Source organism: Arboricoccus pini, from assembly GCF_900187945.1.
In the GTDB taxonomy this organism is placed as follows: Bacteria; Pseudomonadota; Alphaproteobacteria; order Geminicoccales; family Geminicoccaceae; genus Arboricoccus; species Arboricoccus pini.
In genome coordinates this window covers 63593-82236 of sequence record NZ_FYEH01000005.1, presented here as the reverse complement: position 1 = coordinate 82236, position 18644 = coordinate 63593, and the positions used below count along the sequence as shown (strand labels likewise).

At 60.1% G+C, this 18644-nt stretch carries 14 protein-coding genes and 1 tRNA gene; 6 read left to right on the top strand and 9 right to left on the bottom strand.

Translation table 11 applies throughout. From position 1 onward, the window contains the following. Positions 1-17: 17 nt before the first annotated feature. Complete coding sequence (cysK, locus tag CFB17_RS08425) at positions 18-1010, bottom strand: cysteine synthase A (RefSeq protein WP_088561094.1); 993 nt, start codon at positions 1008-1010, stop codon at positions 18-20. Positions 1011-1187: 177 nt separating this feature from the next. Here cysK and CFB17_RS08420 point away from each other — a divergent pair, with 177 nt between their 5' ends. Continuing rightward, the gene (locus tag CFB17_RS08420) at positions 1188-2447 is read left to right on the top strand and encodes an SAM-dependent methyltransferase (protein WP_088561091.1); all 1260 of its coding nucleotides are present in this window, start codon (positions 1188-1190) and stop codon (positions 2445-2447) included. A 134-nt stretch (positions 2448-2581) separates the two neighbouring features. On the opposite strand, the gene rpsI is transcribed toward CFB17_RS08420, so the two are convergent. From rpsI to dnaG, 8 genes are all read right to left on the bottom strand, one after another. Continuing rightward, complete coding sequence (gene rpsI, locus CFB17_RS08415) at positions 2582-3064, bottom strand: 30S ribosomal protein S9 (protein ID WP_088561090.1); 483 nt, start codon at positions 3062-3064, stop codon at positions 2582-2584. After that, on the bottom strand, positions 3057-3542 hold the full coding sequence (rplM, locus tag CFB17_RS08410; RefSeq protein WP_088561088.1) for a 50S ribosomal protein L13: 486 nt from the start codon (positions 3540-3542) through the stop codon (positions 3057-3059). The genes rpsI and rplM overlap by 8 nt, the downstream gene beginning before the upstream one ends. Positions 3543-4090: 548 nt before the next feature. Then, the gene (locus tag CFB17_RS08405; protein WP_165769500.1) at positions 4091-4936 is read right to left on the bottom strand and encodes an aminotransferase class IV; all 846 of its coding nucleotides are present in this window, start codon (positions 4934-4936) and stop codon (positions 4091-4093) included. Then, the gene (locus tag CFB17_RS08400; RefSeq protein ID WP_088561084.1) at positions 4923-5516 is read right to left on the bottom strand and encodes an anthranilate synthase component II; all 594 of its coding nucleotides are present in this window, start codon (positions 5514-5516) and stop codon (positions 4923-4925) included. The genes CFB17_RS08405 and CFB17_RS08400 overlap by 14 nt, the downstream gene beginning before the upstream one ends. Beyond that, the gene (pabB, locus tag CFB17_RS08395) at positions 5513-6865 is read right to left on the bottom strand and encodes an aminodeoxychorismate synthase component I (RefSeq protein ID WP_165769499.1); all 1353 of its coding nucleotides are present in this window, start codon (positions 6863-6865) and stop codon (positions 5513-5515) included. The genes CFB17_RS08400 and pabB overlap by 4 nt, the downstream gene beginning before the upstream one ends. Before the next feature lie 122 nt (positions 6866-6987). Continuing rightward, a tRNA-Ile gene (locus tag CFB17_RS08390) sits at positions 6988-7063 on the bottom strand. 71 nt (positions 7064-7134) lie between these two features. Continuing rightward, positions 7135-9129: an RNA polymerase sigma factor RpoD gene (gene rpoD / locus CFB17_RS08385; RefSeq protein ID WP_088561080.1), complete on the bottom strand. Its 1995-nt coding sequence runs from the start codon at positions 9127-9129 to the stop codon at positions 7135-7137. 229 nt (positions 9130-9358) lie between these two features. Further along, a complete protein-coding gene (dnaG, locus tag CFB17_RS08380) occupies positions 9359-11095 on the bottom strand; it encodes a DNA primase (protein WP_165769498.1) in 1737 nt (578 codons plus the stop codon). Positions 11096-11331: 236 nt separating this feature from the next. Here dnaG and carA point away from each other — a divergent pair, with 236 nt between their 5' ends. The 5 genes from carA to CFB17_RS08355 all read left to right on the top strand — a co-directional run bounded on the left by carA (position 11332) and on the right by CFB17_RS08355 (position 18597). Further along, positions 11332-12516, top strand: a complete 1185-nt coding sequence (gene carA / locus CFB17_RS08375; RefSeq protein WP_088561076.1) for a glutamine-hydrolyzing carbamoyl-phosphate synthase small subunit — start codon at positions 11332-11334, stop codon at positions 12514-12516. A gap of 151 nt (positions 12517-12667) precedes the next feature. Continuing rightward, entirely contained in the window at positions 12668-15928 is a 3261-nt protein-coding gene (gene carB / locus CFB17_RS08370; protein WP_088561074.1) for a carbamoyl-phosphate synthase large subunit, read from the top strand. A gap of 71 nt (positions 15929-15999) precedes the next feature. Then, positions 16000-16476: a transcription elongation factor GreA gene (gene greA, locus CFB17_RS08365; RefSeq protein WP_088561072.1), complete on the top strand. Its 477-nt coding sequence runs from the start codon at positions 16000-16002 to the stop codon at positions 16474-16476. 107 nt (positions 16477-16583) lie between these two features. Next, positions 16584-17588: a thioredoxin-disulfide reductase gene (trxB, locus tag CFB17_RS08360; protein WP_088561070.1), complete on the top strand. Its 1005-nt coding sequence runs from the start codon at positions 16584-16586 to the stop codon at positions 17586-17588. A 100-nt stretch (positions 17589-17688) separates the two neighbouring features. Continuing rightward, a complete protein-coding gene (locus CFB17_RS08355) occupies positions 17689-18597 on the top strand; it encodes a LysR family transcriptional regulator (RefSeq protein ID WP_322112134.1) in 909 nt (302 codons plus the stop codon). Positions 18598-18644: the final 47 nt, after the last annotated feature.

Below are 18644 nucleotides of genomic sequence, written 5' to 3'. Positions count from 1 at the left end.
CTCGGATCTGCCCATCCTCAAAGACCCTCGAAGAGGGGCGTGGTCATATAGCGCTCGGCGAAAGATGGGATGATCGCTACGATGGTCTTCCCAGCATAATCTGGACGCTTGCCGATCTCGAGAGCGGCCGCCACGGCGGCGCCGGAAGAAATCCCACCAGGAATACCTTCGAGCCGAGCGAGCTTGCGCGACGTGTCGAAAGCCGTCTCATTGGCGATCTTGATGATTTCGTCGATGAGGTCGGTATCGAGGATCTCCGGCACGAAGCCAGCACCAATTCCCTGAATCATGTGGGGCGCCGGCGCACCGCCCGAAAGAACGGGACTAGCCTCCGGCTCTACAGCGATCACTTTGACGGCAGGCTTGCGCTCCTTCAGCACTTGCGCAGTACCGGTCAACGTACCGCCCGTCCCGACGCCCGAGATCAACGCGTCCACTTTTCCATCCGTATCGCGCCAAATTTCCTCGGCGGTCGTCCGACGATGGATGGCGGGATTGGCCGGATTGGAAAATTGTCCGGGCATCACAGCTCCCGGGATCGCCTCGAGCAGCTCGTGTGCGCGGGCGATGGCTCCTTTCATCCCCTTTTCCCGCGGCGTCAGCTCAATTTCCGCGCCGAGGAATTTCAGCATTTTGCGCCGTTCCATAGACATCGATTCGGGCATGGTCAAAATCAGCCGATAGCCCCTTGCTGCCGCAACGAACGCCAATGCGATGCCCGTATTGCCCGACGTCGGCTCGATAAGGGTTCCGCCTGGCTTGAGCTTGCCCTCGCGCTCCAGCGCATCGACCATCGCGACACCGATGCGATCCTTGACGCTGGCAAGCGGATTGAAGAACTCCAATTTTAAAAGGATGTCGGCTTTCGATCCTGCTGTCTCGGAAAGGCGATGCAGTCGTACGAGCGGCGTGTTGCCGATTGTCTCCGCGATCGAATCGTAGATGCGACCTCTGCCCGGCCGATCAATCGTCGTTTCCCCATAGTTCTCGTCAGCCACGGTCGTCTCCATGTTCTGGCCTCATGCCTCTAGCGAGGCCTTTTAACATGACTTTGTAGTCTAACAGGCGTTCGTCACCGGAACCCATGTAGAACATGGATGTACCAAAGGTGACGTTTCCAATCCATCCTTGCGATGCTCGCCGTCGACCGCCGCCAATCTCCTCGTTAGATTAATCGCCAGCCAGACATGACAGAGGATTTGGGCATGAAGATGGTGGGGCATCGAACCGCGGATGGTCGTGGGCGAGCCATAGGTAATCTGGGGCGCCACGGACCGGCGATCGCCGCACTCCTTGCCATGTCCGAACGACTCGTCATTGGGCGCTTGACCATCGTTCTGCCCGATGGATCACAACGGGTGGTCGAAGGTGAGAATCCCGGCCCGGCAGCGACGATTGTCCTGCGCAACGGGCGAATCATGCGTCGCTATATGACTGGCGGTGCGGTTGGCTTTGCCGAGAGCTTTCTCGATGGCGATTGGGATAGTCCGGATCTGTCGACACTTCTGGAGCTTTTGGATCGAAATCAAGATGCCTGGGGCACGTCCTACTACGGGAGCACACTCAATCGGGCCATCCGGCGCCTGCAGCACGCATTTCGAACCAACACCAAACATGGAAGTCGGCGAAACATCCACGCGCATTACGACCTGGGCAACGACTTCTTCGCGAGTTGGCTCGATCCAACCATGCTCTATTCGGCCGCCGCTTTCGTCGACGGGACCAAGGAATTGGCAGAGGCTCAGTTGGCGAAGTGCCGTCGACTGCTCAAGATGATTGGTGCCGGTCCCGGCCAAAGGCTCCTTGAGATAGGCAGCGGCTGGGGCACCTTCGCCATTCTCGCGGCCAAGGAATACGGGATGAAGGTGACGAGCCTGACCATCTCGCAGGAGCAACTGACATACGCGCGGCGTCGCGTCGCCGAGGAAGGGCTGAACGAACAGGTCGAAATCCGTTTTCAGGATTATCGCGACGTCGAGGGCCAGTTCGATAAAATTGCGTCGATCGAGATGTTCGAGGCAGTTGGCGAAAGCTACTGGCGCACGTTCTTCGACAAGCTCCGCGCTTGCCTGACGCCAGACGGTGCCGCCGGCCTACAGATCATCACGATTGCCGATGATCATTTCAGCGAATATAGGCGCACGCCCGATTTCATTCAGCGCTACATCTTTCCCGGCGGGATGCTCCCGTCGCCATCGATCTTGAAGTCCGTTAGCCGATCTGCGGGTCTTCAGGAAACAGACTCTATTACATTCGGCGGTGACTATGCCAGGACCCTTGGCCTCTGGCGGGAGCGCTTCGACCTCGCTTGGTCATCGATCGTAGAGCGGGGCTTCGACGAACGCTTTCGCCGTATCTGGACCTATTATCTGGCTTATTGTGAAGCTGGATTCAGGACGGGATCAATCGATGTCGTTCAGACCGTTATGAGACCATCTCAAGGTTAGCCTAATCGCCTGGCCCGGCCGCGAGCCTTGATAAGGGGCGGCCGGGCAAGACATCGAAACGAAGCTTGCACCCAAACGAAAACGCCCGGGCAAGCCCGGGCGTTTTACAAACAGCCGTTTCGAAGCGGACGAGATTAACGCTTCGAGAACTGGAAGCTTCGACGAGCCTTGGCCTTACCGTACTTCTTGCGCTCAACCTCACGGTCATCGCGCGTGAGAAAGCCCATGTGCTTCAGGGCCGGGCGCAAAGCCGGCTCGAAGTTGATGAGCGCTCGGCTCAGACCATGTCGCACAGCACCGGCCTGACCGGAGAGCCCGCCCCCAGCGACCGTACAGATCACATCATATGTGCCCTCGCGATTAATCGTCGCGAAGGGCTGATTGATAACCATCTGCAAGGTCGGGCGAGCGAAATAGACAGGCATCTCGCGACCGTTGACAGTGAACTTACCGGTACCCTGCTTGATCCAGACCCGAGCCACCGACTCCTTACGGCGACCCGTTGCATAGGCACGGCCGAATTTGTCGATCTTGGGCTCGGCCGGCTCGAAGCTAACTTCTCCCTCTCCGCCCCGCAGCTTGGAAAGTTCGTCAAACGAATGGGCGACCTCAGACATTGGCCTGCTCCTTGCCGCTGGCGATCGAATTCTTGGAATTGAAGGCGGCTATATCCAGCGACTGCGGCTGCTGCCCCTGGTGGGGATGCTCGCTGCCCTTATAAACATGCAGCTTACGCAGCACGTCACGGCCAAGCGGGCCCGCCGGCACCATGCGCTTGACTGCCGCCTCGATGACACGCTCAGGGAAGCGACCGCTAAGAATCTTGTCCGCGACCGTCTCCTTCAATCCGCCCGGATGGCCGGTGTGACGATAATAGATCTTCTGCTTCGGCTTGTTGCCGGTCAGGACGACCTTTTCCGCATTCACGACAACGATGTGGTCACCGCAATCCATATGGGGGGTGAACGTCGGCTTGTGCTTCCCGCGCAAACGATTGGCGAGAATGGCAGCGAGCCGACCGAGAACTAGGCCCTCGGCGTCGATAATGAACCAGCCCCGCTCGATCTCGCCGGGCTTGGCGGAATAGGTCTTCATCTTGTCCGAGCCTATAGCTTAAGCCGCGGGGACGCCTGTTCTTCAGGCAGTCGCCCAATGAACTTCCATGCGACTATGTACAACACCAACCGCAGCGGGCGACATCGGCGCCCACCGGGTCCGGTCGTGTACTCGCGCGCATCCTGTTTTGTCAACCGGGCGAAGCCGCCAAACGATAAGGGCCGCGATCGAGCGAGCGCAATCGGCAGGGCCCCGCGAGCGTGCCCGTACGAGCACACATGGTCGTCGATCAACGACACGTTGCAGTAAATCTACAGCATCAAAGATCGCGATGACCTAAATCTCCTCCGTCGGCCCGGGAAGCTGGAATACCAGCACCGGCGGACGGTTGATTGCCCATCGCTTGCCCGGTACGAGAATAATGACAACGACTTCGACGTCCTCCCCTGCCCCAGCTTCAGTTACAACGCAAGCTGGACTTCCAGCGACCCCGGCGAGGGTCCAGGATGTCGAGGCATTCGGCGAGCTTGGACCAGTTCTCATCTTCACGTTCGTGCTCTGGCTGGCCATCATGGTGGCCGTCGGCGTCAGCGTTTAGACTCCACGCACTCGCGCTGCATTTCCGCCCACAGCCAGTTGACGATCAGGTCAGGATAAGGGGACTGATCGAGATAACGCTTTTCGTCGAGCATTCGCACATGGCGGACGAAACGGACACTGTTTGTAAGGAACACGCAGTCGGCGGCCAGGAGTTCGGCGCAACTGATTCGCGTTTCTTTGGGCTCAAAGCCAAGAGTCGGCGCCGCTGTGATCAAGGCACGACGGACAGTCCCCGGCAATGCTCCCTCGTCGAGCGCGGGCGTCAACAAGGTTCTGCCGTGCACGGCAAAGAGATTGGCAGCGGACGCGCAGGCCGGACGGCCTTCCGTATTGAGTAAGAGCGCGTCGTCCGCCCCCCGGCGTCCCGCCTCTTCCAGAGCCGCGATCTGGTCCAGGTAATTGAGTGTCTTGTGACGGGATGAGGGCGACGTCTCGTTCCGTCTAATCGACGCCGTTACTAGACGTACCGGCTCGGCCCTGCGCGGAGGCGTCCATGGCGAAATGCTCGCAAAGATTGTCGGCTCCGGCGAGCGGGGTCGGGCAAGGCCACGATCCGAGGGGCCGTGCGTAAGCGTCAAGCGCAAGATCGCGTCGGGACGGTCATAGGCCGCTGCAAGCTCATGGATGGCGTCACTCGCTCGCGCGATGGCGAAGGAAATGCCGAGCCGTGCGGCACCCTCGTTCAGGCGCGTCAGATGCGCATCGATCTGGAAGGGCGTGCGATTGCGGATGGCGACCGTCTCGAACACACCGTCGCCCAGGAGCAACCCACGGTCGCGCAAGTCGAACGCCTGTAGTGGGAGCTGTCGGATCGCTCCATCATACCAGAACACGACGCCAAGCCTTAGCGATGGCGACGAAATTGGCGAGCATGTGATGCCCGTGCTCGGTGAGAATTGACTCTGGGTGAAACTGAATGCCGACGGTAGGATGCTTCTTATGCTGGAGCGCCATGATCTCCCCTTCCGAAGATCGCGCCGTCACGGCTAGGTCCGCATTTGCCGTCTCGTCGAAATCGACGATGAGCGAATGATAGCGCCCCACCGCCAGGGGTGATGGCAACCCTTCGAAGAGTCCCGTTGCCGGGTGGGCTATGAGGGAGGACCGGCCATGCATCGGGTAGCGCGCACGACCAACCTCGCCGCCGAAGGCCTGGCCAATGCACTGATGTCCGAGGCAAATTCCTAGAAGAGGGATCTTTCCTGAGAGTTTGGACACGATATCCAGCGAGACGCCAGCCTCGTTGGGCGTGCACGGGCCGGGAGACAATATGATCGCCTCGGGCTCCTTTGCTTCCAGCGCCGCCACGTCGATCGCGTCGTTTCTAACGACATCGGTCGAATTGCCGAGTTCCTCCAGGTAGCGGGCCACGTTGAAGACGAAGCTGTCATAATTGTCGATCAGGACGATCATAACCGAGGCTCAATCTGCTCGCTGAAAGCGGCGAAAAGGCGAGCGGCTTTGACCATCGTCTCCTCATATTCACGCGCGGGATCGGATAAGACGGTGATGCCGCCACCGACATCGAAGCTTGCTACCCCATTGGCGAGCGTCAGAGTCCTGATGGCGACGTTGGTGTCCATGCGCCCATCGAAGCCGATATAGCCGATACAGCCGCAATAGATCCCACGAGGCCGCTTTTCTAACTCGGCAATGACCTCCATGGCGCGCAGCTTCGGAGCACCGGTGATGGAGCCGCCAGGAAAAGACGCCGCCAGAAGATCCAGCGCATCAAGTCCTGGGCGCAGCCGGCCGGTGACGGTCGAGACCAAGTGATGCAGGCCCGCATAGCTTTCGACTGCGCAAAGACTCGGCACCTGGACCGAGTGCGGCAGGCAGACCCGTGAAAGATCATTGCGGAGAAGATCGACGATCATGACGTTTTCGGCCCGCTCTTTTTCCGAGCCCGTCAAGGCCGCAACCAGTTGGTCGTCCTCCAAGGGATCCACGGATCGACGCGCCGTACCCTTGATGGGGCGCGTTTCAACCGCGTCTCCCTCAAGGCGAATGAATCGCTCGGGCGAACATGAGGCGATCTTGAGGTCGCCATAGTCCAGCCACGCCCCGAACGTAGCGGGATTGGCACGACGTAGATTCAGATAGACGTCCAGCCAGCGGCGTGGCGTCTCCGGCAAGCGAGCCTCGAAATGATGCGACAGATTGGCCTGGAAAATATCGCCCGCCAGGACGTATTCGATGACCCTTCCGATCGATGCCTCGACGGTGCTGCGGTCGACGGCTGGCGCCCACTCCAGCTTGATCGGCTTGACCGCCTGAGCCGTCTGGCCTTTGGCCAAACGATCCAGAAACCAAGAGGCCCTGGCCTCGGCGCGCAAGAGCCGGCGATCCCCGTCGTCCTCTGGCCATCCACTGGATATCAGCCACGCGCGCCCTCGGTGATGGTCGAACGCGAGCACGACGTCGTAGAAATGCAGGAGCAGGTCCGGCTGGCCATTGTCCGTTGTGGGTGGCAGCCGCTCCAGATGATGCGCAAATTCGTAGGCGATGAACCCTGCAGCACCGCCGGTGAAGGGCGGCAGTTCCGGCTCCGCCTCTTGCCTGTAGCGTTCGAGCAGGCTCCGCAAAAACGAGAGGGGTTCGCCTTCATACCGCTCTTCGTTCCAAAACGTGCCCTGCCGGTCGACACGGAACGAGCCAAATGGATCAGCGGCAATAAAGGAATAGCGCCCGAGATGCGCATGGCGCATGGCGCTGTCCAGGAAGGTCAGCGCAGGCAAACCAGCCAGGCGATCTGCTGCCAAGAGCACATCGAGATCAATCAGCTCTTTGACAACAAGCCTGGGCAGATCAGCCTCCCGCCTCCACGATCTCGACATTTTCGTATCAGCGCGGCGCATCAGGCAATTTCGTCCCTGATGTCGCATGGTGGGCCCGGCAGGATTCGAACCTGCGACCAGACCGTTATGAGCGGCCAGCTCTAACCACTGAGCTACAGGCCCCACGGGCGAATGCGCATCGCTTTAGCCGCAGCCTTACTCGATAGGCAAGTATGCTGCGGCAAAGTTGCCGCTCAGGTATCGAGAAAGCTCCGGAGCTTACGCGAGCGGCTCGGGTGCTTAAGCTTGCGAAGAGCCTTAGCCTCAATCTGACGAATACGCTCGCGGGTGACGCTGAACTGCTGCCCCACTTCCTCAAGCGTATGGTCGGTGTTCATCCCGATGCCAAAGCGCATGCGCAGGACGCGCTCTTCACGCGGCGTCAGGGTCGCGAGAACCCGGGTCGTGGCCTCGCGCAGATTGGCGAGCGTTGCGGCCTCAAGAGGCTGAACGGCGTTCTTGTCCTCGATAAAGTCGCCAAGATGCGAATCCTCCTCATCGCCAATCGGCGTCTCCAGCGAGATCGGCTCCTTGGCGATCTTGAGGACCTTACGGACTTTATCGAGCGGCATGTTCAACTTGTGCGCCAGCTCTTCAGGCGTCGGTTCCCGGCCATACTCGTGCAGCATCTGCCGCGAGGCGCGGACGAGTTTGTTGATCGTCTCAATCATATGGACGGGGATGCGGATCGTGCGCGCTTGATCGGCGATCGATCGCGTGATCGCCTGTCGTATCCACCAGGTAGCGTAGGTAGAAAACTTATAGCCGCGGCGATACTCGAATTTATCTACGGCCTTCATGAGGCCGATATTGCCCTCCTGGATCAGGTCCAGGAACTGCAGACCCCGATTGGTGTATTTCTTGGCGATCGAAATGACGAGACGCAGATTGGCCTCGACCATTTCCTTCTTCGCCGTCGTCGCCTCGCGCACGCCGCTTTTGACGTGAGCCACGATACGACGGAACTCGTTGATCTTAAGCCCTGTCTCCTCGGCAATGGACGAAACATCGGCTCGCAGCGATTCGATGTCTTCGTAGTGCCGGCTGGCGAAGTCCGCCCAGCCACGATCCTTAAGAGAGGCTACGCGTGCAAGCCATTCGGGCTCGAGCTCATTGCCGATATAATGTTGCAGGAAGCTCTCACGCGTCACCTTGGTGCTCACGGCCATGCGCATGAGCTTGCCTTCGAGGCTCTGCAACATCTTGTTCATATCGAACAACTGCTCAACCAAAGCCTCGACCCGGGCCTGATTGAGCTGAACCTGCTGCATCAACTCGACGATTTCGCGCCTCGCCGTCTGATAACGCTGATCGAGCTTCGCCGGAACATCCTGGTTTGCCTGGACGAATCCGAGCCGCTCCTCCTGCAGGGCGCGCAGCGTGCCATAGGAATCGGCAATGCTATCGAATGTAGCAAGCACACTATCGCGCAACTTGCTCTCGAGGGCGGCCAGCGAGAGCGTATCCTCGTCGAGATCCTCCTCGACTTCAGCAACTTCGGGCGGCTGAGGTTCGGCCGGCTCCTCGCCCTCCGCCGGCTCCTCGCTCAGCGCCTCCTCCGGTCCGGGCCCGGCGCCCTGGGTGGCTTCGAGATCGATAATCTCGCGCAACAACGTCCGGCCATCCCGAATGGCATCGCGCCAGCCGATAATAGCGCGCATAGTGAGCGGGCTCTCGCAAAGAGCCTCTAAAATCATATTGCGGCCGGCTTCGATCCGCTTGGCGATCTCAATCTCGCCTTCGCGCGACAGAAGCTCAATCGACCCCATTTCGCGCAAATACATCCGGACAGGATCGTCCGTGCGACCCAGGTCCTCGTCGGAAGTCGTGGTGCTCTGTTCCTCGGTCTCCTCGGCCTCTTCGGTACTGGCCTCGGCCTCCTCGGCTTCGGGAGCGGGGCGAGCATTCTCCGCCTCGCCGCCAACGACGTCGTCACGCACGACGCCAATTCCACGAGATTCGATGACCGCGATCAGCTCATCCAGCTGCTCCGGCGGAAACGTCGCCGGCACAGCATTGTTCACCTGATCGATCGTGACGGATCCCTTGTCCTTGGCCTGGGCCAGAATCCGACGCAATTGCGGCATGGCCAGCAGGATTTGCTCGAAAGCATCATCTGCACGCTGACGTTGAACAGCCTTTGGCTTCGGCGCCGCGCTCGCGGTCCTGGCCAATTGGGCTCTGGCCATGCAAGCGACCTCCTACATTAAAAAGTTGATGACGAGCCTGGGCGCACCCCGCGACCGACTCCTCGGACGTCACCGTCCGACAAACCGTTACGTGTAACGTGCAAAGCCCCGTTGGCATTGGCCGACAGGTCCTCGCACTCACCGGCCGCCTTCCTTGCGTGTCACCAACGCGCGTTCATCGACGTCATCGCCGGACATGAGGAATATCGATCCGTCAACCCAAGGTAACTCACGCAGAACCTAGAACCGAACGGCTATTCGTCGATACGGCAGAAAGCCTCTTCTGCCATCTCGCTCGCTCGCCGTCAGTGAAGCCCACCGCTTGCTTACCCGAGAGGAATGGCTGCTCGGCGAGCAAAGTGCTGACGAGCTTACCAAAACCATACTGGGTCAAGTGGTTCAAGAGCGCGTGAGCGTCAAGATGTGACGTGTGCGCATACCATGCAAGAATTTCAGCGCGGAGTTCGCGCAACACTGCCGTCTGCAATGGCGCTCTCGCAAACGCCTCCTCATAGGTTTCGAGGAGTTCCGGCTCTTTCAAGACCGGCCTTATCAATTCGCGATCGATCCGGGACGCCAGGAGCCCCGCAGCCGTTCCGGGCATCGGCCCGTCAAAGGAGTGCCGCGCGCCCAAAGAACTGCCTTGTCGCGGTCTGCGCTCTCGGCGAGAACCATTCGAGGCGCGTCGCGCCAGTCCAGCTTGGTCGAGCTTGTCTTTAAAAAACTGGACATAATCGGCACGCACATCCTGCGCGTTGATCAATGTCACAAGCGCACGCAGATCGCGCCGCAAGGCCGCACGTCGCTCTGGGGTTTCCGGAATGCCGGCGGCAGTCAGGTGCCGCCAGAGAAATTCTCCCATCCCAATCGGCGCGTCCAGCAGCATGCGGAAGCGATCAATTCCGCTGCTGCCACCGGACACTGGCCCGTTCACCATGCTATCGGGATCCTCGCCCGACGGGAGAATGACGAAGCGTAGACTCTTGCCGGGCGCCAGATGTGGCAGCGCCCGTTCGGTCACGCGCACTGCGGCCCGCAGCCCCGCCGCATCTCCGTCCAAACAAAAGACCGGCTCGTCCCCCAGTTTCCATAGCAGCTTGAGCTGATCCTCGGTCACCGCGGTGCCCAAAGGTGCGACCGCCATCGCAAAGCCTGATTTCTGCAGTGCGATGACGTCCATATATCCTTCGACAACGATAACCGGGCCCGCGTCTCGGGCAGCGACGAACGCACCGTCCTGGCCATAGAGCTGGCGCCCTTTGTCGAACAAAGGCGTTTCGGGCGAATTGAGATATTTGGGCTTGGCATCGCCCAGCGCCCTGCCGCCAAAGGCGATTACCCGGCCGCGCTGATCGGCGATCGGAAAAATAATCCGCTCACGAAACCGGTCATAGGCTGGGCGTCGGTCTTCGGCACGAACCAGAAGGCCTGCCTCGACAAGCTTTTCTTCCGTCATACCCTGCGCCACGAGAGCATCGCGCAAGGATTGCCATCCTCCGGGCGCCCACCCCAGGCGGAAACGCTTCGCATCGGCGCCCGATAGACCACGTTGCTTCAGGTAGGCGCGTGCAGCCTTAGCCTCAGGCAGAAGCAGCTGCTGCTCAAACCACAAAGCGGCGGCAGCGTTAACGTCATAGAGCGTCTTATCAACGCGAGGGCGGCCGAGCCCGCCACCTTTCGGAGCGGGAAGACCGGTTAAATCCGCTATGCGTTGCAATGCCTCGGAAAATTCCAGCCGTTCGATCGCCATGATGAAGTCGATGGCGTTGCCGTGCGCCCCGCAGCCAAAGCAGTGGTAGAAACCCTTGGTCTCGACGACGTTGAACGAAGGGCTCTTCTCCTGATGGAAAGGGCAAAGTCCAGTAAATTCCCGCCCCCGCTTCGTCAACTTGACGTGGCGCGCCACGATGTCGGCAAGCGGGAGGCGTGACTTGAATTCGTCCAGCGTGAGCCCTTGCTCGACCAATTCGCTTCCTCTCGCTCGAGCCATGGCCAAAAAAGTGACTAAGCTTGTGCCGCATGATGCCCCGATGACGGGGGAACGATCAAGGATCGAGCGCACGGCTCTTGACGCAAGAATCCGGGATGTTAGAACCCGGAACGTCTAAAAACCGTCGAGACGCATAAGCGCCCCGCCTTCCTTGAGAGGCATGGGGGCTTTCGCTGCGCGCGCGTCGACGGCAAAGCGTTCGCTGGATACGGATGGCCATGGATAGCGGAGAGGAACTGCCCCCAACGGCGGCACTCGTGCTGAGCGATGGCACCTGCTTTCTCGGTCATGGCATAGGCACGCCTGGGCTCAAGGTCGGCGAGCTTGTCTTCAATACGGCCATGACCGGCTACCAGGAAATCCTTACCGACCCCTCTTACGCCGGCCAGATCGTCACGTTCACCTTTCCGCACATCGGCAATACCGGCGCCAATGCGGAGGATCTCGAAGCTACGACCCATGCGGCCCTTGGCCTCGTTATTCGGGCCGACATCACCGATCCGTCCAACTGGCGTAGCTTGCAATCCCTGGAGAGCTGGCTGACGGCGAACGGCCTTGCCGGCATTGCCAACGTCGATACGCGCCAGATCACCAGCCGGCTTCGGCGGGAGGGCTCGCTTAATGCAGCGCTTCTGGTCTCTCCCGAGGGAGATCTTGACATCGAGGCCGCTCGCAAGGCAGCCGCGGAATGGCCGGGCCTGGCCGGCATGGACTTGGTGCCAGCCGTGACCAGTACGCAGAGAAGCCGTTGGCGCGAAGGCCTCTGGCACCTCGAGGGAGGCTATGCCCTGCCGCAGGAAGATTCCGGCCTGCGCATCGTCGTCATTGATTACGGCGTGAAGAGAAATATTCTTCGCGGCCTCGCCAACGCCGGTTGCGAGGTGACCGTTCTCCCCGCGACAGCCACGCATGCCGAGATCGAAGCGGTGGCACCGGATGGCATCGTACTGTCCAATGGACCCGGCGATCCCGCCGCCACCGGCAACTACGCGGTTCCCGTCATCAAGGCGTTACTCGAAGGTGACCGGCCGATTTTTGGCATCTGCCTCGGGCACCAGATGCTGGGACTGGCGGCGGGCGCGCGGACGATGAAAATGCGGGCAGGCCACCACGGAGCCAATCACCCGGTTCAGGACCTGTTAACCGGCAAGGTCGAGATCACCAGCCAGAATCATGGGTTCGCCATCGCCGACGAGGCGCTGCCCGCAAATCTCGAGGTAACCCATCGATCCCTGTTCGATGGAACCATTCAAGGTGTGCGAATCAAAGGTCACCCCATCTTCTCGGTCCAATATCATCCAGAGGCATCGCCTGGGCCGATGGACAGCCACTATCTCTTCGATCGCTTTCTTGAGCTGGTCCGGCGATACAAGAGCCAGAAGGAAGGATCGCTCTAGCATCGTCGTAATTGCTGGACGCGCCTCGCATTGAGGGCGCGCCGTCCCGGGTGTCCATCCCCGCCGCCCGTGGAACGGGTTGTCGGCTATGGCGCCGCCGGCGGCGTCAACAGGAGATTAAGCGGGGTCGATCCTTGTTTGAACAGGCCCCATGCCCAAGCGCACCGACATCTCCTCGATCCTCGTCATCGGCGCTGGCCCGATCGTCATCGGTCAGGCCTGCGAGTTCGATTATTCCGGCACCCAGGCCTGTAAGGCGCTTCGCGAGGAAGGCTACCGCGTCATTCTCGTGAATTCCAACCCTGCCACGATCATGACGGACCCGGACGTGGCGGATGCGACCTATATCGAGCCCATCACGCCCCAATTTGTCCGCAAGATCATCGAGCGGGAGCGGCCGGATGCAGTCTTGCCCACCATGGGCGGCCAGACAGCACTGAACACCACGCGCGCCCTCGATGAAGACGGGACGCTTGTCGAGTTCGGCGTGAAGCTCATCGGCGCCAACCGCGCTGCAATCGACAAAGCTGAAGATCGCGAGCTGTTTCGGGCAGCGATGGAGAAAATCGGCCTCGATATGCCGAAGAGCCGGACCGTGAAATCGCTCGAGGAAGCTCGTGCGACGCTATCCTGGGTTGGCCTTCCCGCCATCATCCGCCCCTCCTTCACTCTGGCTGGAACCGGCGGCGGCATCGCCTACAACAAGGAAGAGTTCGAAGAGATCGTCAAAGGCGGACTCGACGCTTCGCCTATCCATGAGGTCCTGATCGACGAGTCGGTTCTGGGATGGAAAGAATACGAGATGGAGGTTGTTCGCGATCATGCGGACAACTGCATCATCGTCTGCTCGATCGAGAACATCGATCCGATGGGCGTGCATACGGGTGACAGCATCACCGTGGCACCGGCGCTGACGCTGACCGACAAAGAATATCAGTCGATGCGCAATGCCTCGATCGCCGTGCTTCGGGAAATCGGCGTCGATACGGGCGGCTCGAACGTCCAGTTCGCGATCGATCCGAACTCCGGTCGCATGGTGGTGATCGAGATGAATCCACGCGTGTCGCGCAGCTCGGCCCTGGCGTCGAAGGCCACAGGCTTTCCGATTGCCAAGATCGCCGCCAAGCTTGCTGTCGGCTATCGTCTCGACGAAATCATGAACGACATCACAGGTGTCACGCCAGCCTCGTTCGAACCATCGATCGATTACATCGTCACCAAGATACCTCGCTTCACCTTCGAGAAATTCCCCGAGACGGAGCCCTTGCTTACGACCGCGATGAAGTCGGTGGGCGAGGTCATGGCGATTGGCCGGACGTTCAAGGAATCGCTGCAGAAGGCGCTCCGCGGCATGGAGACGGGCCTAAGCGGGCTCGACGAGATCGATATCCCCGATTTCGACCCCGAGGTTCCTGATCAGTCCGCCATCCTTGCCGAGTTGGCGCGACCCACTCCTGACCGCTTGCGCACAATCGCCCAGGCGTTCCGATATGGCCTCAGTCTCGAACAGATCCGCCGAGCTTGTCTCTATGATCCTTGGTTTCTTGGCCAGATCGAGGGCATCGTCGCCGTGGAGACGACAATCCGGCGGACTGGATTGCCCGACAACGTCGAGGGATTTTTGCGGCTGAAGGCCATGGGCTTTTCGGATAGGCGCCTGGGCTACCTCGCAGGAAAGCCTGAAGCCGAGGTGCGGGCTAGGCGTAGCGCCCTGGGCGTCCGACCGGTCTTCAAGCGCATCGACACATGCGCGGCCGAATTCGAGGCCAAGACTCCTTACATGTACAGCGCCTATGAACGCGGCGCGCTTGGCTCGCCCGCCGAATGCGAAAGCCGACCAAGTGCCCGGCGCAAGGTCATCATCCTTGGGAGCGGCCCTAATCGCATCGGACAGGGTATTGAGTTCGATTATTGCTGCGTACACGCATCCTTCGGACTGAAGGAAGCGGGTTACGAGACCGTCATGGTCAACTGTAATCCCGAGACCGTATCTACCGACCCTGAGACCTCCGATCGCCTCTATTTCGAGCCACTGACGCTTGAGGATGTCCTTGAGATCGTCGAAGTCGAACGGTCGAATGGCACGCTGCTGGGCGTGATCGTGCAGCTCGGCGGCCAGACGCCACTCAAGCTCGCACGGGGTCTCGAGGCGGCCGGCGTGCCTATCCTTGGCACTTCACCTGACGCCATCGACCTTGCCGAGGACAGGGACCGCTTCCAGCAGCTGTTACGCAAGCAAGGGCTAAAGCAGCCGGCCAACGATATATGCACGACCGAAGCCGAGGCGCTGGCCAAGGCCGAGGCGATCGGCCTGCCCCTGGTACTCCGCCCCTCCTATGTGCTGGGCGGCCGGGGGATGCGGATTGTTCACACGCTGGACGAGCTCAAGAGCTTTTTCTCAGCAGCTCGCAACGCATCCGAGGATGGCCCCGTGCTACTGGACCGTTACCTGTCCGACGCCATCGAAGTTGATGTCGACGTACTGGCGGACGGAACGACGGTCTTCGTTGCCGGCGTCATGGAACATATCGAGGAAGCGGGCATTCATTCAGGCGACAGCGCCTGCTCGTTGCCGCCCTACTCGCTAAAGAGCGAGACCATCGCCGAAATCGAACGTCAGGCCTCGGCCCTCGCCCATGCACTTCGCGTGCAAGGGCTCATGAATGTCCAATTCGCCGTCAAGGATGACGAGATCTACGTTATCGAAGTCAATCCTCGTGCCAGTCGGACCGTACCTTTCGTTGCGAAGGCGATCGGGAAACCGCTTGCGAAAATTGCCGCAAGGGTAATGGCCGGCGAGCCACTTCTTAAATTCGATCTGAGGTCCGGCGGCCCGAGCCACGTGGCTGTCAAAGAGGCTGTCTTTCCTTTTGCCCGCTTTCCGGGGGTCGATCTCATCCTTGGGCCGGAGATGAAGTCGACGGGTGAAGTGATGGGTCTCGACCGCAACTTCGCGACCGCGTTTGCAAAGTCGCAGATTGCCGCCGGCGTGGACCTGCCATCGGGTGGCACCGTTTTCATCTCGGTGCGTGATCGCGACAAGCCTGCCGCAGTCGATGTCGCCCGCGGGTTCGTCGAACTGGGCTTTACGATCGTCGCCTCGTCCGGCACAGCAGCAGCGCTCGCGGCTGCGGGTGTACCCGTTCGCGCCGTCAATAAGGTGCATGAGGGGCGACCGCACGTGCTGGACATGCTTAAGGACGGAGGCATTAACCTCCTGGTTAATACAACCGAGAGCCACCAGGCTGTGCGCGACAGCTACGCGCTGCGCCGCGCCGCGCTCATGGCCAAGCTACCCTACTACACAACCACCGCCGGCGCGCGGGCGATCGTCGGTGCCCTCCGCCAGCTCCAAAGCGGCAAGCTTGAAGTGACGCCACTCCAATCATATGTTGACAAGGCTGGTTCCTGAGGACGCCGGCGGCAGAGGCTCCGCCTGGCGCCTCTTTTTTTATCCTTAATCGCTGTACGGAACGTGAGCCGATGTCGAACCGCATACCCATGACACCCGAGGGTCATGCCCGCCTGAGTGCCGAGCTCAAGCGTCTCAAGGCGGATGAGCGGCCAGCAGTCATCCGGGCGATCGCCGAAGCGCGCGAACACGGCGATTTGTCGGAAAACGCCGAATATCACGCTGCGAGGGAGCGGCAGGGCTTCATCGAAGGTCGGGTGATTGAACTCGAGGACAAGCTTAGCCGCGCCGAAGTTATCGACATCAAAAATTTGAGCGGCTCCAAAGTCATGTTTGGAGCCAGAGTGAAGCTTGTCGACGAAGAAACGGACGAAGAAGTCACCTACCAGATCGTCGGACCCGAAGAGGCTGAAATAACGCAGGGCCTACTTTCGATTCAATCACCCGTCGCGCAGGCAATGCTGGCCAAGCAGGCGGGCGATACGATCGAGGTGCAGACGCCTCGCGGACTGCGCTATTTCGAGATATTGCAGGTCTCCTTCGGTTAAGGCCACGGATCTTGACGAGACTCTAATAGATTTTGCCGCCACCTTGCCGCCGAGCGACGGATCTGCCTCGCATATGGCGGTGAACGTGACGTTCTGGGAGATGATATATGTCCAGCTTGCGTCGCACCCGCCTCGTGATCATTGGCGGCGGCCCTGCCGGTTACACAGCTGCCATCTATGCGGGCCGCGCCAATCTCTCCCCTCTTTTGATTCAAGGCATCCAACCGGGAGGTCAACTCACCATCACGACGGATGTCGAAAATTATCCTGGGTTTGCTGATCCCGTGATGGGTCCCTGGTTGATGCAGCAAATGGAGCAGCAGGCGGCCAAATGCGGCGCGGAACTGCTTTTTGACGTCGTCACCAGCGTCGATTTCGAAACACGTCCGTTTAGACTTGAGATGGATAGCGGCGACATCGTTGAGAGTGAGGCCGTCATTATTGCCACCGGCGCCCAGGCTCGCTGGCTCGGGCTTGAAAGCGAAAAGCTGCTGCAGGGTTATGGCGTTTCTGCCTGCGCCACCTGCGATGGCTTCTTCTTCAAGAACAAGGCCGTCGTGGTCGTAGGAGGCGGGAACACGGCGGTGGAAGAGGCGCTTTATTTGGCGCAGATGTGCGAGAAGGTCACGCTCATCCATCGTCGCGACAATCTTCGCGCCGAGCGCATCCTGCAGGATCGCCTCTTCACGCACCCGAAGATCAATGTGCTCTGGGACCACGAGGTTGAGGAGATTTTGGCAGACGGCGAACCGCGAGGTGTCTGCGGCGTCAGACTGCGTCACGTTCGGACCGGCGAGCTTAGACAATTGTCCGTTGAAGGGGTGTTCGTGGCGATCGGCCACGACCCTGCAACGCAGTTGTTCGACGGCAAGCTCGCCATGGATACTGAGAAATATATCGTGACGGCCCCAGATAGCACCGCTACGAGCGTAGAAGGAATTTTTGCGGCGGGCGACGTGCAGGACCGCGTTTTTCGCCAGGCAGTGACGGCGGCCGGCACCGGGTGCATGGCGGCTCTCGAGGCTGAGCGTTATCTCCTCTTACGCGCACAGACAAGGGAAGGTGCGTCACAGCCGGACAGAACGCCGACATTGGCAGAATCGGCATCGTGATAACAATGACGGCGGCATGTCTCTGCCGCATTAACCAACTGAACGGCATTGCCCCCATTTCGAGCCATTCAGACAATCAACGAGGTCGAGTTGGGATGTCATGATAGATTGGGATAGAGTTCGGATCTTTCATACCGTAGCGGAAGCCGGCAGCTTTACGCGGGCGGCTGATCGACTAGGGCTGAGCCAATCAGCGATCAGCCGGCAGATCGGTGCGCTTGAAGAGGATCTGGGCGCCCCCCTCTTCCACCGCCATGCACGTGGTCTCGTGCTTACCGAACAGGGTGATATCCTGCTGGAGACCGCGCGCGAGGTTGCGCGTCGGATGGCGGCTGCGCAGTCCGCGCTCAAGGAGAGTCGCGATGTTCCCGCCGGTCATCTTCGCATCAGCACGACCGTGGGCATCGGTACGGTATGGTTGACCGAGCATCTCTCCGAGTTTCTAGACCGGTATCCTGAGATCTCGGTATCGCTGATCGTCTCCGACACCGAGGTCGATCTCAGCATGCGTGAGGCGGACGTCGCGGTGAGGCTGCATCGCCCGACCCAGGCCGATCTCATTCAACGCCGATTGACGACATTTCACACCCACCTCTACGCCGCCCCCTCCTATCTCGAAAAGAACGGCCGACCGACGACAGTGGCCGAACTGGAGAACCACCGCCTTGTCGCCTATGGCGACGAGGCGCAGGCACCGGTCGTATCCCTCAATTGGATACTGCATGCAGGACGTGAAGACGACGAGCAGAACGGCAGGCCGCGCATGGCCCATTTCACCTGTAACAATGTCTATGGAATGCTACGCGCGGTCGGCGCGGGCATGGGTCTGGCCTCGTTGCCAGACTATCTGAGCTGGGCGCATCCCCACTTGGAGCGCGTCCTTCCCGAAATCGAGGGGCCGATCTTTACCGCCTACTTCGTATATCCTGAAGAACTGCGCAGTTCGAAACGTGTGGCCGTCTTTCGTGATTTTCTTCTCGAAAAGGTCGCGGCACATAACGCTTGGTGATTCGACCGGGACGGATGATGCCACACTGTGCGAGTCCATGACCTAGT

What these genes read in the sequence shown, in the direction of transcription:
- cysK (WP_088561094.1), bottom strand. Translation starts at nt 1,010, where the DNA reads ATGGAGACGACCGTGGCTGACGAGAACTATGGGGAAACGACGATTGAT.
- CFB17_RS08420 (WP_088561091.1), top strand. Translation starts at nt 1,188, where the DNA reads ATGACAGAGGATTTGGGCATGAAGATGGTGGGGCATCGAACCGCGGAT.
- rpsI (WP_088561090.1), bottom strand. Translation starts at nt 3,064, where the DNA reads ATGTCTGAGGTCGCCCATTCGTTTGACGAACTTTCCAAGCTGCGGGGC.
- rplM (WP_088561088.1), bottom strand. Translation starts at nt 3,542, where the DNA reads ATGAAGACCTATTCCGCCAAGCCCGGCGAGATCGAGCGGGGCTGGTTC.
- CFB17_RS08400 (WP_088561084.1), bottom strand. Translation starts at nt 5,516, where the DNA reads ATGATCGTCCTGATCGACAATTATGACAGCTTCGTCTTCAACGTGGCC.
- rpoD (WP_088561080.1), bottom strand. Translation starts at nt 9,129, where the DNA reads ATGGCCAGAGCCCAATTGGCCAGGACCGCGAGCGCGGCGCCGAAGCCA.
- carA (WP_088561076.1), top strand. Translation starts at nt 11,332, where the DNA reads ATGGCCATGGATAGCGGAGAGGAACTGCCCCCAACGGCGGCACTCGTG.
- carB (WP_088561074.1), top strand. Translation starts at nt 12,668, where the DNA reads ATGCCCAAGCGCACCGACATCTCCTCGATCCTCGTCATCGGCGCTGGC.
- greA (WP_088561072.1), top strand. Translation starts at nt 16,000, where the DNA reads ATGTCGAACCGCATACCCATGACACCCGAGGGTCATGCCCGCCTGAGT.
- trxB (WP_088561070.1), top strand. Translation starts at nt 16,584, where the DNA reads ATGTCCAGCTTGCGTCGCACCCGCCTCGTGATCATTGGCGGCGGCCCT.
- CFB17_RS08355 (WP_322112134.1), top strand. Translation starts at nt 17,689, where the DNA reads ATGATAGATTGGGATAGAGTTCGGATCTTTCATACCGTAGCGGAAGCC.